This is a genomic window from Pediococcus ethanolidurans, assembly GCF_001437405.1.
Lineage (GTDB): Bacteria > Bacillota > Bacilli > Lactobacillales > Lactobacillaceae > Pediococcus > Pediococcus ethanolidurans.
The window spans coordinates 18,925-33,446 of record NZ_JQBY01000002.1 but is presented as its reverse complement, the minus strand read 5'-3'; the positions used below and the strand labels follow the sequence as shown (position 1 = coordinate 33,446).

Annotated in this window: 15 protein-coding genes; 11 read left to right on the top strand and 4 right to left on the bottom strand. The window is 36.8% G+C overall.

Features of this window, described 5'->3' with window-relative positions; genetic code table 11:
* The first annotated feature begins 93 nt into the window (after positions 1-93).
* Positions 94-1,263: a hypothetical protein gene (locus IV87_RS00990; RefSeq protein WP_057805047.1), complete on the top strand. Its 1,170-nt coding sequence runs from the start codon at positions 94-96 to the stop codon at positions 1,261-1,263.
* Positions 1,264-1,352: 89 nt separating this feature from the next.
* On the opposite strand, the gene IV87_RS00985 is transcribed toward IV87_RS00990, so the two are convergent.
* Positions 1,353-1,838 carry a GNAT family N-acetyltransferase gene (locus IV87_RS00985; protein ID WP_057805046.1) on the bottom strand — a complete coding sequence of 162 codons (486 nt, stop codon included), beginning with the start codon at positions 1,836-1,838 and terminating at the stop codon, positions 1,353-1,355.
* A 111-nt stretch (positions 1,839-1,949) separates the two neighbouring features.
* On the opposite strand from IV87_RS00985, the gene IV87_RS00980 reads away from it, so the two are divergent.
* From IV87_RS00980 to IV87_RS00970, 3 genes are all read left to right on the top strand, one after another.
* The gene (locus IV87_RS00980; RefSeq protein WP_074693844.1) at positions 1,950-2,816 is read left to right on the top strand and encodes a LysR family transcriptional regulator; all 867 of its coding nucleotides are present in this window, start codon (positions 1,950-1,952) and stop codon (positions 2,814-2,816) included.
* 118 nt (positions 2,817-2,934) lie between these two features.
* Positions 2,935-3,333, top strand: a complete 399-nt coding sequence (locus tag IV87_RS00975) for a VOC family protein (RefSeq protein WP_057805044.1) — start codon at positions 2,935-2,937, stop codon at positions 3,331-3,333.
* A gap of 144 nt (positions 3,334-3,477) precedes the next feature.
* Positions 3,478-3,861, top strand: coding sequence for an iron chaperone (locus IV87_RS00970; protein WP_057805043.1), 384 nt, complete (start codon positions 3,478-3,480; stop codon positions 3,859-3,861).
* 54 nt (positions 3,862-3,915) lie between these two features.
* On the opposite strand, the gene IV87_RS00965 is transcribed toward IV87_RS00970, so the two are convergent.
* Positions 3,916-4,347: a hypothetical protein gene (locus tag IV87_RS00965; protein ID WP_057805042.1), complete on the bottom strand. Its 432-nt coding sequence runs from the start codon at positions 4,345-4,347 to the stop codon at positions 3,916-3,918.
* Positions 4,348-4,528: 181 nt separating this feature from the next.
* On the opposite strand from IV87_RS00965, the gene IV87_RS00960 reads away from it, so the two are divergent.
* Positions 4,529-5,362, top strand: a complete 834-nt coding sequence (locus tag IV87_RS00960) for an SDR family NAD(P)-dependent oxidoreductase (protein WP_057805041.1) — start codon at positions 4,529-4,531, stop codon at positions 5,360-5,362.
* Between the two features lie 116 nt (positions 5,363-5,478).
* A complete protein-coding gene (locus IV87_RS00955) occupies positions 5,479-6,036 on the top strand; it encodes an NADPH-dependent FMN reductase (RefSeq protein ID WP_057805040.1) in 558 nt (185 codons plus the stop codon).
* 143 nt (positions 6,037-6,179) lie between these two features.
* Here the strand turns inward: IV87_RS00955 and IV87_RS00950 are convergent, their stop codons facing one another.
* Positions 6,180-7,124 (bottom strand): alpha/beta fold hydrolase, encoded by a 945-nt coding sequence (locus IV87_RS00950; RefSeq protein ID WP_057805039.1) that lies wholly within the window; start codon positions 7,122-7,124, stop codon positions 6,180-6,182.
* Positions 7,125-7,908: 784 nt separating this feature from the next.
* On the opposite strand from IV87_RS00950, the gene IV87_RS00940 reads away from it, so the two are divergent.
* The 4 genes from IV87_RS00940 to IV87_RS00925 all read left to right on the top strand — a co-directional run bounded on the left by IV87_RS00940 (position 7,909) and on the right by IV87_RS00925 (position 12,132).
* On the top strand, positions 7,909-9,891 hold the full coding sequence (locus IV87_RS00940) for an ABC transporter ATP-binding protein/permease (protein WP_057805037.1): 1,983 nt from the start codon (positions 7,909-7,911) through the stop codon (positions 9,889-9,891).
* A 26-nt stretch (positions 9,892-9,917) separates the two neighbouring features.
* Positions 9,918-10,505, top strand: a complete 588-nt coding sequence (locus tag IV87_RS00935) for a peptidylprolyl isomerase (RefSeq protein ID WP_057805036.1) — start codon at positions 9,918-9,920, stop codon at positions 10,503-10,505.
* A gap of 185 nt (positions 10,506-10,690) precedes the next feature.
* Positions 10,691-11,287 (top strand): hypothetical protein, encoded by a 597-nt coding sequence (locus IV87_RS00930; protein WP_057805035.1) that lies wholly within the window; start codon positions 10,691-10,693, stop codon positions 11,285-11,287.
* A 272-nt stretch (positions 11,288-11,559) separates the two neighbouring features.
* Complete coding sequence (locus IV87_RS00925; protein WP_057805034.1) at positions 11,560-12,132, top strand: histidine phosphatase family protein; 573 nt, start codon at positions 11,560-11,562, stop codon at positions 12,130-12,132.
* Positions 12,133-12,150: 18 nt separating this feature from the next.
* On the opposite strand, the gene IV87_RS00920 is transcribed toward IV87_RS00925, so the two are convergent.
* Positions 12,151-12,540, bottom strand: coding sequence for a hypothetical protein (locus tag IV87_RS00920; protein WP_057805033.1), 390 nt, complete (start codon positions 12,538-12,540; stop codon positions 12,151-12,153).
* A 170-nt stretch (positions 12,541-12,710) separates the two neighbouring features.
* Between IV87_RS00920 and recQ the strand changes: the two genes are divergently transcribed.
* Positions 12,711-14,495, top strand: a complete 1,785-nt coding sequence (gene recQ / locus IV87_RS00915; protein ID WP_057805032.1) for a DNA helicase RecQ — start codon at positions 12,711-12,713, stop codon at positions 14,493-14,495.
* Positions 14,496-14,522 lie beyond the last annotated feature (27 nt).

The following is a 14,522-nucleotide window of genomic DNA, read 5'->3' as shown; positions in this document are numbered from 1 at the left end:
TTAGTTAAAGCTGCTGAAAATTTGCGCTAGTAAGTGAAGGAAAAGACTGTAATAATAAGATGAAACAGACAAAAAAGTGTGAGGAGTAAACACATGAAAAAATGGATCTTTTTAATGATAGGTACCTTATTGGTCGGTGGATTTTTGACTGCTTGTAGTCAAAAGTCAAATAAAAAGACAGTAACTCCCAAGCAAGCATCGAGTAAAATTCTCAATCGTTCGGAAACAATTTGGCAACAAACAGCTTATATTAAAGCTACGGCAAATGATAAAGGCAAGTTGTCTAATATGAAGACTGAAAAAGTCAGTGAAAATGGCGGTTCTTCAATTTGGACAACCTATGGTGGCAAGTTTTCCGGAAATTACGTCCGTACCAATTATGCGACAATTAAAAAGATCTTGAAACAAAATACTGAAGACAGTGAGTATAAATCACGTTTCTTCAGTATTAAAGAATTGAATGCAGTTTTAAAGAAAGCAAAGGCACCCATCAGAATTCATAAGTATAGTGATTTGGTGTATTTAAAGAACAGCAAAATTGATGGTGGCCAAGCGATGGGATTCATTGCCAGTGGCCATAAATTATATGCACTTGGTTTGAAATACAGTTATTCAGCCACTCAACCTAATGGAACCGTGGATCGTTGTTATATTTTTAGTGATCAAGAGTATCAGGTCCCTAAACTGCATTACAGCGCTCAACAATTGACTGGACGATGGGCAGCTAGCGATGATCGTTCTGATCAATTAGTCATGCGAAAAGATTGGCTTTATCAATCCCAAAAAGTTGGCATCAATACACAATACAAGCGCATTAAGATTCAGGATTTAAACAAAGTATCAGCGTCAACACTCTACACAAATACCACGTTTAGTTATGCACAGACCCAGGCTTTAAGCCAGGGCTATGCAATGCCTAGAGTGACTACTCAAGCGGGAAGTGATGGCAGCTACATTTATTTGTTTGTAAATGTCAAAACACTCGTTCAAATTGGTAATGGTTCATTAAAGACTTATCAAAAACTTACAGAGGATATTGAAACAAGTGATTTACCAGACAGTGTTCTCAATGTGTTTGATGAATTGGATAAACAAACTCCTAAATATGTAGCGAACAGCCTAACAAGCCAAAGCAACAATCACTATATTGCCGCGTTAACAGACAATGTTAATAAGTTAACTGCTACGGCAATTCAACGACACACCCAAGTTAAAAAAGTGAGCTTGAGTGGTCAACAAATAACCATCAGTAATGTAGATTAATAGGATATCGAAAAGATATTCGTTAAAGAATCAAGAAAGTCACCGGCGATTTTGTGTATGTGATTGTGCAAGTTTATTAGATGAATAGGTTATAAGGTTAATTCATACAAACGCGAGTGACGGTCCGGATAAGGATAGGCAACTTGTAAGTCCTTAGCAGTAATTTGTTTAAATCCATGGTGTTCATAGAAAATGTGTGAACGATGCTCTGCTTCGGGTGTATCTAACACGATTCTTTCAAAGTGATGATCAGTTGCAAAGGTAATCAAGTTTGCGTAAAGTTTGGCACCTAAGTGATGTGGCTCACCACGATAGCTTGGATAAGTAAAAAATTTCTTTAATACGGCCGTGCGGTTATCAATTGGTAATAAGGCAATTGAACCCACGACCTTATTTTTATCTAGAGCAACCCAAAAATTACCACCCGTTTTTTGATAATAATTTTCAATGTTAAAAATGTCTGCCTGTTCAGCCATTTTGATGCCCAAATTTGCTTCAATATTTTGACAGTAATTGATTAAATCGACTAATTCAGCTAAATGGTGATAATCGGTTTGATAGGATTGAATGTTCATAATAAAAACTCCTTTGATTTGATAATTTAAGTTTACCCATTATACGATGATTTGTATAATTGATAATGGTAATACTTAGTATCAAAAGAAATGATAAATAAGGCGATGAACATGGAAATAAGACACTTAATGACTTTTAAAACAATTACAGAAACTCATAGTTTTTCTAAAACGGCCAAATTGTTAGGCTATACACAATCAACAGTCTCTATGCAAATTCGTGCTTTGGAGGAGGATTTGGGGACTAAGGTGGTCCTTTACCAAGATCGTGAAGTTAAGATTACAGATATTGGTCAGCAATTACTGCCCATCATTGAAAAAACTTTAACTGACTTTGCGACTCTAAAAAATTGGCCCCAACAGCATCAAAATTATGGCACTTTACGAATTGCGGCACCCGAATCTTTGAGCGTTTCGATGATCATGCCGTATATTAAAATGTTTACTCAGCACAATCCACTAGTTTCAATACAGCTTCAAAATGCCACCTGTTTGCATAACGAAGAGTTATTGGAGAATAAAAAAGTAGACGTTGCTTTTATGATGTGGCCCAGTCAACCTAGTCAAGATTTGAAGGATTTTGATTTAGGTTTACAGGACATGGTCTTGGTTCAAAGTACGAAAGCACAAAAATACGATGATTTATTGAATGATAAAACAACTACTTTTATCATCAATGAACCAGAATGTAGTTACCGTAATCAATTTGAAACGACCATGTGGCAACGACATCAACGAAAGTTCAAAACGATGTCTTTGCCCAGCATTGCGGCAATTGTGACGGCAGTGGAGAATGGTTTGGGCTTTAGTTATCTACCACGCAAAATGGTGCAAGCAAGTTTGGATTCAGGCACCTTAGTTGAAACGCCCACAGATATTGAAAATCATATTCATGCGCATTTATTAGTGCGCAAAGAAGCTCTTAAAACTGAAATGATGACTAATTTTATTACGTGTTTTCGACCATTAATTGGATAGAGGCACTTTCTTTGCTTGCGTTTTTCTTATATGACATAATTGCTTTATAAAGGAAAATATTATTGTTTGTATAACTTAGCTAAAGCCTGACAGACAGAATTTTTGGGAGGATAAATCAATGGCAAAAATGGTGTTTATTAATTTACCTGTGACTGATATGCAACGTTCTATCAAGTTTTATGAAGCGATTGGATTTAAACAAAATATGGATTACTCTGATGAAAATGGAGCGGGGATGATGTGGGATGACAATATCTGGATTATGTTGTTAACACATGATTTTTATCAACAATTTCTGAGTGGACAGATGGTGGCGAATACTCAAGAAGTCAGTGGCTCGATGACTGCGTTTAGTATGGATAGTATTGAAGAAGTGAAAAAATTTGCGCAAACCGCCAAGGAAAATGGTGGTGATTTCTATCACGTGGAATTGGGAATGCCCGAAGAACAGATGTATGAACTGGAAATAAAAGATCCAGATGGCAATATTTTATCGGCTTCTTGGATGGCAATGTAACTACTAAAAAATAGTTTTTGATGATGTAAGGAGATTGGAGAAAATGATTTTCCAATCTCTTATTTTTCTAGTTTTCATTTTACTAGGAAGTCGGAATTAAATACGATATACTGACTTTAAAATAATCATCAGGAGGCAGAAAACATGAATACTTTTACTGAGTTTATAAGTGCGATTGAAGATCCAAAGCATCGTGCTCGTGTTGAAGAAGTATTGACTTGGGTAAGTGAAACTTTTCCACAATTAAAAACGCGAATTGCTTGGAATCAACCAATGTTTACTGACCATGGTACTTTTATCGTTGGGTTCAGTATCTCTAAAAAGCATATGGCATTTACGCCAGAAGAGGCTGGAATCAGTCATTTTGAAGATGATTTGAAGGCTGCAAAGATTGATCATACGAAGGGAATCGTACGAATGCCATGGGACCAACCATTTAATTATGAACTATTGAAGCAAATGATTGAATTTAACATTCAAGACAAGGCTAAAATTGACAAATTTTGGCGACCCGTAAAACGGACGTGAAAATAAAATCTCTGGTAACTAAAAATAAATCTACGCTCAAATTGAGAGGTAGGTTTATTTTTGTTGGTTCTTTTTATACCAGTGAAAACTAAACACAATAATAAAAATGAGCGGTCCCAAAAGGCTATAAACCAAGTGAATCACAATGCTGTATAGAAAACTGTCAGAATCATCTTCCGCGGAATCGATGGTGTCGTTCATATTATAGGTATTAACGGCACCCCATTTATCTCTTTGATGATTGCGCATGTGATCGTTTAGGCGGTATTTAGCACCGCGTTGTTGAATAGAAGAATTTGGACCGATCAGTAGTTTAGAAAAACGCATTAAATAAAATTGGCAAAGCCAAGAAGCAAACAACCAGATAATGAACCAATTGATGGTAAAGTGGTATTCGAAATTGTTGTCGGCGCTAAAAAAATAGATGAGCAGGGCAGCATAGATAGTTTGTGTGATCATGCGAGCAATGTAACGAAAGACTTTCATATCAACACCTCCATAATCGATCAATTTCTGTTAAAAGAAGCATAGCGCAACCCAATAGAAAAATCATTAGAAAGTCAAAACTTCGCTGCGAGTTAAAATGTTTGATCTTCGTTCTATCAATGTTTAAACTAACAAAGCATTATTACCAGAGTAAATTTAACGAATTAGGAGAAAACATATTATGGCAAAAACATGGATGATTACAGGAACTTCAAGTGGTTTTGGTAAAGAGCTTGCTACAATTGTTGCTCAAGCTGTGGATACTAACTTGGTGGCAACTGCTCGAAAAATGGCTGATTTAGACTACCTTGATGCTTATGACCATGGACAAATTCAAAAAGTGTTGGTGGACGTTGTTAATGAATCCCAAATTAAACAGGCAGCAAAACAGGCTCTTGATCGTTTTGGCAATGTGGATGTATTAGTGAACAATGCCGGTATTGGCTATTTCTCAACAATCGAAGAAAGTGATATGGAACAAGTACGTCACATGTTTGAAGTAAATTTTTTTGGTTTAGTGAATATGACGACAGCTTTATTGCCTAATTTTCGAAAACATAAGAGTGGTACAATTGTAAATATTTCTTCTGCCTTAGCGTTAACAACATTACCTACAATGGGTTATTACAGTGCTTCTAAGTATGCCGTTGAAGGTTATTCAGATACGTTACGACAAGAGGTTGCTGATCTGGGTATCAAAGTTTTCGCGGTTGAACCCAGTGGAGCACGTACAAATTGGGCCGGCAGCTCTTCTAAAAAAGTTGTCCCAAGTATTGCAGATTATGCGAAATTTAAAGACTCGGTCGAAACTACCGATCAATCCGTTACGGATGCACCTGGTGATCCAGCAATCATTGCCAAAATTATTTTTGATCAGGTGAATGCAGGCCAAAACTTACCAAAACATTTACCACTTGGTGAATTTGCTTATGAGGGTGGCTTAAGTAATCTAAGTGGATTAATAGAAGAAATAAAATCGCATCGGGAACTTTCATTGTCATCAGATCAGAAATAAAAGCAGTTTTCTAATTTTGAAAAAAGTATTTTTAATACAATCGAGAACAAATGTTGGTTTTTTTTATTTAAAATCGTTATACTTACTAATAGTAAATAAGAAAAGAGGTATTTTTTATGTCAACAACAGTTGGATTAATTGTAGGAAGTTTGCGTAAGGGTTCATATACAAAGGCAGTTGCGGAACAAGCCGCTGCATTATTGCCAGATGGTTATACCGTAAAAAAAATTAATATTGGTGATTTAGATCTTTACAATCAAGATTTAGATGATGAAAATCGGGTGCCTGAAAGCTGGAGAAAATTCCGTGAAGACATGCAAAGTGTTGATGCTGTAATTTTTGCCACACCAGAATATAACCGTTCAGTTCCTGGAGTTTTAAAGAATGCTATTGATGTTGGTTCACGTCCTTATGGTGCCAGCGTGTGGGACAAGAAACCTGCTATCATTTTGAGTGTTTCACCTGGTGCAATTAGTGGTTTTGGTGCCAATCATCATTTACGTCAATCGTTGGTATTCTTGAACATGCCGGTTGTTCAACAACCAGAAGTATATTTAGGCAATGTCACCAATATCTTAGACGATAATTTAAAGATTACCAACAAGGGAACCATCGGCTTCTTACAAAGTGCAATGGACACGTTTGTTGACTTAATTAACCGATTTAAAGACTAAAATTAAATTTTTAAAGATTGAAAAACAGCTATCAAGGCCACTTTGTTGGATTTGATAGCTGCTTTTTTTGAGGTTTTGGTGATTTGGTTGAGAAACGATACTTTGAGTGTTGTGGATCACTCATACTTGTTTGAACGAGATGGTTATTTTTTTAATACTAAACGGCGCAGTTCACTCGCTTTATCGATAAAGTAGCGTGGCCTTGCAAACATACATAAATGACCAGTTCCCGGAACAATGATCATCTTTTTTCTGGGTGCTTTTATTTGGTTAAAATAAATTTTTGTTGCCTGCGTTGGCGTTATCGGATCATGTTCGCCCTGAAAAATGTAAAATGGTAAATTTGTTTCAGTCAAAAGCCGATTGTAATCAAATGTATCCAGTTCTGTGTGCAGACTATTATATGAAACAATCATCCCTTTAGCAAAAGCAATATAATCTTGTGGTCCATAACTCGGACATTGCAATAAGTTCGGAATAAACAGATTAGTTACCATATTGTCAACATCTGTTTTTTGAAGCGCAGAAAAAATGTTAAATGTTTCGATTTGTTTTGCAGACCACGCATCTGCATTGAACGGATACTTTTGTAACCAGTTTTGTTTTAAGAAACGATGACTAGTTTCAAACATTAATTGATTAAATGCATACTGATGTGAGAATCTGGTCATTTGCTCAGTTCCGATATATGCAGTGTAGAGTGATTCAGCCTGTTGCACCATCAAATTAGCAGTGATACTTCCAATTGAACTTCCTAGTAAGATAATTGGTACTTTTGGTAGAAGTTGTTTAATTTTCTTGGAAAGTTCGATGCCATCGTCGACCAAGTTTTGTAAACTTTTCGGAACAACGGGCTGTTTGCGATAGGTTTTGCCGGCACCACGCTGATCCCAATGGACAACTGTGAGTTTTTGTGAAAAAAGTTGCGTTGCTCGGGTAAAAACAGAATAGGTAGATGCCGGACCACCATGAATGATGAGCAACACTGGATTGGTCGTTGCTTGACCAACGATGCTTACCCATTGTTGAATACCATTGAGCGTTAAGTAACCTTGAAAATGAACACCAGGATTTGAAAAAACTGTCAAAATTGAAAACACCTCGATTTGATTAATTGTCTTGTTTAACATCAGCTTAAGAAGTTAGTGGCAACTTTGCAACTGAAATGAATACGGTTACTAAAAAAATCTTATCATTCTGATTGACAATAACTATTCAAATCTATATAGTTAGCTACCGTTCTATGAAAAGATAGGTTTTTAATGTAAAAACTAAAGGTTGAAAGCACAAAAACGCATCTCATTGTCTGATACAAAAGTGTCCATGGTAACAAAATTAGATTTAAATGCCGTCTTCCAGCAAATTTGGGCTGGAACGTAGTGGGCACGACTTAGAGCCGAAGTACACGTCTCTAAGCTCGGCCTTTATCTAAGCGAAACCCGCTAAGATAAATGTCACTACTGAGCCCATTTGCTTCCAGACTAAGTCTAATCTTTGCAATCTATACAGCGATATAAAGGTTGTTATAGCAGCGTTACTGAGCATCATTGAAGCATCAAACATTCTTAGTCCGGAGGCGATTGGTCTCAGGGGTGAAATTATCCTTAGTAATTTATTACTTAGGATAAGGCCGAGTTTGAAGACAAGTGTTCCTCTTGGCTTCAAATCGTGCCCACCCCGTTCCAGACCATGTGAGCCGCAGGACGGCAGTTAAACTATTTTTTTGAGTCTAAGTCGTTTAACAGCAGTTATTGAAGTGATTTTGATACTTTCAACCTTTAGGTAAAAACATGGTATTAATGTAATCTAATTTCTTATTGCTATTGAATGACAGCAAAATTATCATTAATAAACGAATAGGAGCGATTAACTTTGGCATTTCTTGAGCTTCACGACATTCATAAGTCGTATTATTTAGGTAAAGAAGAGTTTCCAGTATTAAATGGCATCAATTTGAATTTTGAACTTGGTGAATTTGTTTCCATCCTCGGTGAATCTGGTGGTGGGAAATCCACATTGATGAATATCATCGGTGGACTAGATCGTAACTTTGAAGGTCAGGTTATTTTTAACGACCAAAAGTTAGATCATAAAAAAGAAAAGCAACTTGATAACTATCGACGAGGAACAATTGGTTATATTTATCAGTCCTATAACTTGATTAGTCATCTTAACATTGTGGATAATGTTTTGGTTTCTTTAAATATGACTACTTTAAGCGGTAGTGAGCGAAAAAAACGTGCAATTGATTTATTAAAGCAAGTCGGTTTGGGTGAACATTTAAAGAAACATCCTAACCAACTTTCAGGTGGTCAAAAACAACGGGTGGCAATTGCACGTGCATTAGCAAGTGATCCGCAAATTATCATTGCCGATGAGCCAACCGGAGCTTTGGATTCTAAAAATACGGCGGAAGTTTTGGAAATTTTGAGCGGGATTGCGGCACAAGGAAAACTTGTCATTGCGGTTACCCATTCAGAAGAAGTAGCAGATCACGGAACTCGAATTGTTCATTTAGTTGACGGAAAAATTGATGGTGATACTCGTATTAAAGAGGCGTATCCAGTTGTTGACGAAAAACCGGCGTTTAAGCCTAAGGTGCTTTCAGCTACGGCAAGTTACCGAAATGCATTTCAACATTTGTCATTCAACTTTTGGCGTAATTCTTTAATTATGTTAGGAACGGCAATTGGTCTGTTTGCAGTGTTGCTGTTTAGTGGACTTGGCAATGGGGTTAGTGCTTATATTCAAAACCAGATTACTTCAATGGTTAATCCGCAATCAGTGACGGTTTTGAAAAATCCAAGCGGTAAGAAGTCAAGTATGACGAAATTACAACAATCAATTAGTCAGTATGCAAGTAATCCAGAAAAGCTGCTGATTAAGGATTCGCAGGTTAAAAAACTAAAGAATATAAAAAATGTTGATGAAGTGGAACCTGGATACCAGTTTAGTACCTTTACATTGGCATATAATAAGAAAACTCAAAATGGATCAGGTTTTCAAACGTGGACGAAGGCTTATGCAAGCGATACGGTAAAAACTGGGCACAAACCTGGTAAGAATGAAATCGTGATCGATAAATCACAGGCAATTGCACTGACTAGTGATAAAACTTATAAAAAGCTTTTGGGTAAGACGATTAAACTGAGTTTACCTTGGATCGATGCTCATAATAATCCAGTGCAAGTGACTGCTAAACTGAAAGTGGTTGGTTTTGCAAACGGTGGACAGTCTGGATCGATTACCGGTACTAATTATGCAACGATGAAGAACATATTGGAAAAGGCAAAAGCAACAACAGAGGCGAACTTTGTGTCTGTGAATGCGGATAATTCTGATGTGGTCAAAAAAGTTGCCAAACAAGTTAATAACATTAAGGAAAATGGCAAGTATGTGCTGGGGGCAATAACGGTTGGCGATATTCTCGATACGGTCAATCAATATGTCTTGGTTGCTTCAATTATCTTAGCTTCCATTGCTGGGATTTCATTAATTGTTTCTGCGTTGATGATTATTGTGACGATGTACATGTCTGTTTCTGAACGAACCAAGGAAATTGGCATTTTGCGGGCATTGGGTGAACGCAGAAAAGATATTCGCCGATTGTTTACGGCCGAATCTGTCTTTATTGGCTTGTTCTCAGCTGCTTTATCCTTGATTTTGGCATATGGAGCTAGCATTTTGCTTAATCAGGTATTGTATAAGATCGTCAAGTTTAATATGGTTCAAATTACATGGGGAAATGTGTTGTTTACCGTCATCATTGCGATTGTCATTTCGTTTATAGCGGCACTTCTTCCTGCACGAAGAGCTTCCCGTTTGAACCCAATTGATGCATTATCAGCAGATTAAAATAGACAAATTTAAGGAGATTTAATATGGCATATCCACAACTTAATTTAAAAAATGCAAAAGGACCAAAGGCAACAATTCAAACTAATCAAGGTGATGTGTTAGTTCAGCTTTTTCCAGAACAAGCACCAAAAGCTGTTGAAAACTTTGTAACTTTGGCACAGCAAGGTTACTATGATGGCATTATTTTTCATCGTGTGATTCCTGATTTCATGATTCAAGGCGGCGACCCAACTGGAACAGGTGCAGGTGGTCAAAGTAGTTTTGGTCATGAATTTGAAGACGAATTTTCAAATGAAGTCTTTAATATGAAAGGTGCGTTATCCATGGCTAATGCTGGTCCCAATACTAACGGCAGTCAGTTCTTTATTGTTTCCAATGAGCACGTTTCGGCTGATATGCTTGATAGTATGGCACAAGCAGGTTACCCAAGTGAGGTCGTTGAGGCTTATAAACAGGGAGGAACTCCTTGGCTTGATCATCGACACACAGTTTTTGGTCAAGTGGTGACAGGTATGGACGTAGTTGAGAATATCAGCAATGTTGCGCGGGATGCACAAGATAAACCCAATGAAGATGTGACAATTAAAACAATTTCGATTGACGAACAATAAATTTATAACTAAACGCGATGTTTGCAGGTTTTCTGCTCATCGCGTTTTTGTATAAATGAAATTTGTTTTTTACTGAAAGTGATCAATCTGTTGAAAAATGAAGAAATATACTATAAGTTGTGTTTTTTATAGATATATAACTGATATAATGAAGTTTATTAGCGATACAGTGGAGGTAGTGTGAAATGAATTATAAGTTAATTGCCTGGGGATTGGGCTTTTTAATAATCATAGTTCTAGTTGTGTTCTATTTTGCGTACTCAAAATATGCGCTTCAAAAGGCTGGAAGAAACGCGATTAATGGATTAACGCGTGTGATTAAACGAACACGGTTAATTCTAATAATTCTGATCATAGCGTTAGCTGGTGATTTAGGTTACGGACATTTTTCCAATCAAAATAGTACCATTCATTTAAATCTAATTTCGCGAACGGGCAGATTATTTAGTTCTGTAAAGAATAAATTCTTTGATAAATCTGCAGAAAGTTCTTCCTCTAGTGAGTCTGCAAAAAAAGCTCGAGAAAGTTCTAAACTCGCCTCATCAAAAAAGAAAGCCAAAGAAATGACCGGAGCAAAGGCAGTTGCGATTGTTAAAAACTACTATGCAAAACAAAAAACCGAATCAGATGTTGAACAGTATAAGTTTATTAAGTCAAAAATAAGTACGGTTTCGCAAAAAAAAGTTTACGAAGTAGGGGCGTATAAAACTGAGAATGGAAAACTTGTTCAGGTACACGATTTTGAGGTAAATGCCAAAGGAAAATTTGATTTATTGTACTAAAATATTACATATTAAGTAAAAAAAGGGCATGTTAAAAGTGACTCTGTTGTTAAGTGTTTATCATTTAAGAGTAATCTCGTTGCTGTTCTTGGTATCTTAGGTACCATGGTGCATTGTTTGGTTTAGCTGGCGTTCGTCGCAAACGTGAATTCTAAATTAAAATTATCCCAATTCAAAAAAGTCGATCAAATTGATCGGCTTTTTTTGTGTCTAAAATGTTATAGTAAAAAAGTAAGTTAATAATAAGAATAAAGCAAAAATGGGGCTATCTTATGAAAAAAACGTTGTACTTAATGCGACACGGTGAAACAGTTTTTAATGTTCGTAAAAAAATTCAAGGATGGTGTGATTCACCTTTGACTTCTAAAGGTATCTGGCAAGCTCAAGAGGCGAGTAAGTACTTTGATACTGTTCAATTAGACCATGCTTATTGTTCGACGTCAGAGAGGAGCTCAGACACACTAGAAATTGTGACACATCACAAAATGGATTACACACGGTTAAAAAATTTACGCGAAATGAATTTTGGTGAATTTGAAGCTCAAGATGAAACTTTAAACCCAAAATCTCGCAAGGATTACAATACTTTTTTCGTTCCCTATGGTGGTGAATCCGTGACTCAGGTTAAGAACCGAATGGTGACAACTTTAACTAAAATTATGCAAAAGCCCGATCATCAAAATGTGCTAGCTGTTTCACACGCAGGCGCATGTGTGAATTTCCTACAAGCTTGGGAAGATCCAGAAAAAGTATTAAATCAGCGTTTTACTAACTGTGGGATTTTGAAATTTTCCTTTGATGAGGGAAAGTTTACTCTAGAAGAAGTTATTCAAAGCACAAAATAAATTTGTGAAAATGCGTATTTAATCTTTAGGACTGTAATGACGTTCAGGTAATTTATTGCTGATTCGTTGTCCTAGAGAACGATCTCGAAGTTCCTGATAGTCTTTCAGGAGATCTTGTTTATCTTTATTTAAAGAAACTACCTGTTGCTGCAAAGCAATGTATTGTTGTGGATCTAAATTCTTATTTTGCAGTTCTAGTTTTTTGGCTTCTAAATCTGCATTAGCTTGATCATATTCTTTGGTAGAACGAGTAATTTTTTTAGAAAGCTCAGTCTCTTGACGAGTCAAAACTTCGAAACGAGCGTATAAGTTATTGATGATTTGAGTATTTTTAATAATTTCTGCTTCTAAAGATTCCTTTTGTTTGGATAATTCCTCAATTTTTTTTGAAGTTTTTGCTTCAGACATAGGATGCAGCCTCTTTTCAAAAGTTAGTTTAAGTATTCATATCATAACGCTTTGCTGAGTTTCCGTCACGTTATGCATTAAAAAATGACAAAATTAGTAAGCTGGAATTTCATTTTACCGAGATTTCCGTTAAGATGGATAAGTAGATCTTAGAGAAAGAATGGCAAAGTATGACACCAGAAACAATTTTAAAAGAAAAATTTGGTTATGATTCGTTTCGCGACGGACAAAAACAAGTAATCGACGACATTCTAAACGACCAAAATGTGTTGGCAATCATGCCTACTGGTGGTGGGAAATCGCTTTGTTATCAAATCCCGGCGATGTTATTTGATGGCTTAACTTTAGTGATTTCTCCGTTGATTGCGCTAATGAAAGATCAGGTCGATGCCTTAAATGAAAATGGGATTCCGGCTACTTTCATTAATAGTAGTTTAGATAATATGGAGATGAATCAACGGTTTAAATTGGCGGCTGATGGGCAAGTCAAATTGCTGTATATTGCACCAGAACGATTGGATTCCAGTTATTTTTTAGCACAACTGCAAGAACTTGACATTGCATTAGTGGCGGTCGATGAAGCTCATTGTATTTCGCAGTGGGGCCATGACTTTCGGCCGAGTTATTTACGCTTAACAGACACGCTTGCACAATTACCAACACACCCAGTGACGGTTGCGTTAACGGCTACGGCAACACCCAAAGTGGCTGAAGACATCAAAAACCGTTTGCATATTGAAGCAGATCATGAAGTGAAAACGGACTTTGCGCGCGACAATCTTTCTTTTCAGGTTATTAAAGATCAAAATAGTGATCAATTTTTATTAGATTACCTACATGCCAATAAAACGGAGCCCGGAATCATTTATGCAAGCACCCGTAAAGAAGTTGAACGATTAACTAAGCTTTTAAAGAAACGTAAAGTTAGTGTCACTAAGTATCATGGAGGCATGACCGAAAATGATCGTCGTCAAAATCAAGAAGATTTCTTGTACGACCGAAAACGGGTGATGGTTGCAACCAATGCGTTTGGGATGGGAATTGATAAAAGCAACGTTCGTTTTGTCATCCATGCGCAGGTACCCGGAAGTTTGGAAGCTTATTACCAAGAAGCTGGGCGAGCTGGGCGTGACGGTTTACCTAGTGATGTGATTTTGTTGTTTAAGTTGCATGACGTTCAGATTCAACACTTTTTCATTGATCAATCTGAAATGGACGAACCTAATAAACGGCGAGAATATCAAAAATTACAGGATATGACGCAATATGCAAATACCCAACAGTGTCTGCAACAATATATCTTAAATTATTTTGGTGAAGATGGTCCTGTCTGTGGCAAGTGTAGCAACTGTTTGGATGAACGTGATTCGCAAGATATTACGGTAGAGGCTCAAAAAGTTCTATCGTGTGTCAAACGCATGCATGAAAATTTTGGTAAAGTGCTTATTGCCCAGGTACTAGCGGGATCTAGGAATCAACGCATCAAGCAATTTCATTTTGATCAACTTAGTACGTATGGGTTATTAAAAAACAAGGCACAAAAACAGCTGACCGAATTAATTGATTTTCTTTCAGCTTCAGGCTATCTTCAAGCTTCTAACGGACAGTATCCAGTCTTATCACTTTCAACAGCTGGCGTCAGAGTTTTACAAGGTAAGGAACAGGTTTTTCGAAAAATGGCTGTACCAGTGAAAACGAATATTTTGGAAGACAGTGAGTTGTTCACCAAGTTACGCATGCTACGCCGTTCTTTGGCAGAAGCACAAGGTGTCCCGCCATTTGTTATTTTCTCCGACAAAACACTTCGTGCGATGTGTGAGTTGATGCCGCAAACACTTAGTGAAATGGCCGAGGTTAAAGGTGTCGGAAATCAAAAATTAGAAAAATATGGTCGTCAATTTATTGAAGTACTTAAAAGTGACAGTGATGTGCTTGAAAAAGCTGCAGAAAAATAAATAAAAAATCTAGGTGTGGTTCTTAAT

Bases quoted from the DNA above. Each gene is read 5' to 3' on its own strand.
- IV87_RS00990 (WP_057805047.1), top strand. From the start codon at position 94: ATGAAAAAATGGATCTTTTTAATGATAGGTACCTTATTGGTCGGTGGA.
- IV87_RS00985 (WP_057805046.1), bottom strand. From the start codon at position 1,838: ATGAACATTCAATCCTATCAAACCGATTATCACCATTTAGCTGAATTA.
- IV87_RS00980 (WP_074693844.1), top strand. From the start codon at position 1,950: ATGGAAATAAGACACTTAATGACTTTTAAAACAATTACAGAAACTCAT.
- IV87_RS00975 (WP_057805044.1), top strand. From the start codon at position 2,935: ATGGCAAAAATGGTGTTTATTAATTTACCTGTGACTGATATGCAACGT.
- IV87_RS00970 (WP_057805043.1), top strand. From the start codon at position 3,478: ATGAATACTTTTACTGAGTTTATAAGTGCGATTGAAGATCCAAAGCAT.
- IV87_RS00965 (WP_057805042.1), bottom strand. From the start codon at position 4,347: ATGAAAGTCTTTCGTTACATTGCTCGCATGATCACACAAACTATCTAT.
- IV87_RS00960 (WP_057805041.1), top strand. From the start codon at position 4,529: ATGGCAAAAACATGGATGATTACAGGAACTTCAAGTGGTTTTGGTAAA.
- IV87_RS00955 (WP_057805040.1), top strand. From the start codon at position 5,479: ATGTCAACAACAGTTGGATTAATTGTAGGAAGTTTGCGTAAGGGTTCA.
- IV87_RS00935 (WP_057805036.1), top strand. From the start codon at position 9,918: ATGGCATATCCACAACTTAATTTAAAAAATGCAAAAGGACCAAAGGCA.
- IV87_RS00930 (WP_057805035.1), top strand. From the start codon at position 10,691: ATGAATTATAAGTTAATTGCCTGGGGATTGGGCTTTTTAATAATCATA.
- IV87_RS00925 (WP_057805034.1), top strand. From the start codon at position 11,560: ATGAAAAAAACGTTGTACTTAATGCGACACGGTGAAACAGTTTTTAAT.
- IV87_RS00920 (WP_057805033.1), bottom strand. From the start codon at position 12,540: ATGTCTGAAGCAAAAACTTCAAAAAAAATTGAGGAATTATCCAAACAA.
- recQ (WP_057805032.1), top strand. From the start codon at position 12,711: ATGACACCAGAAACAATTTTAAAAGAAAAATTTGGTTATGATTCGTTT.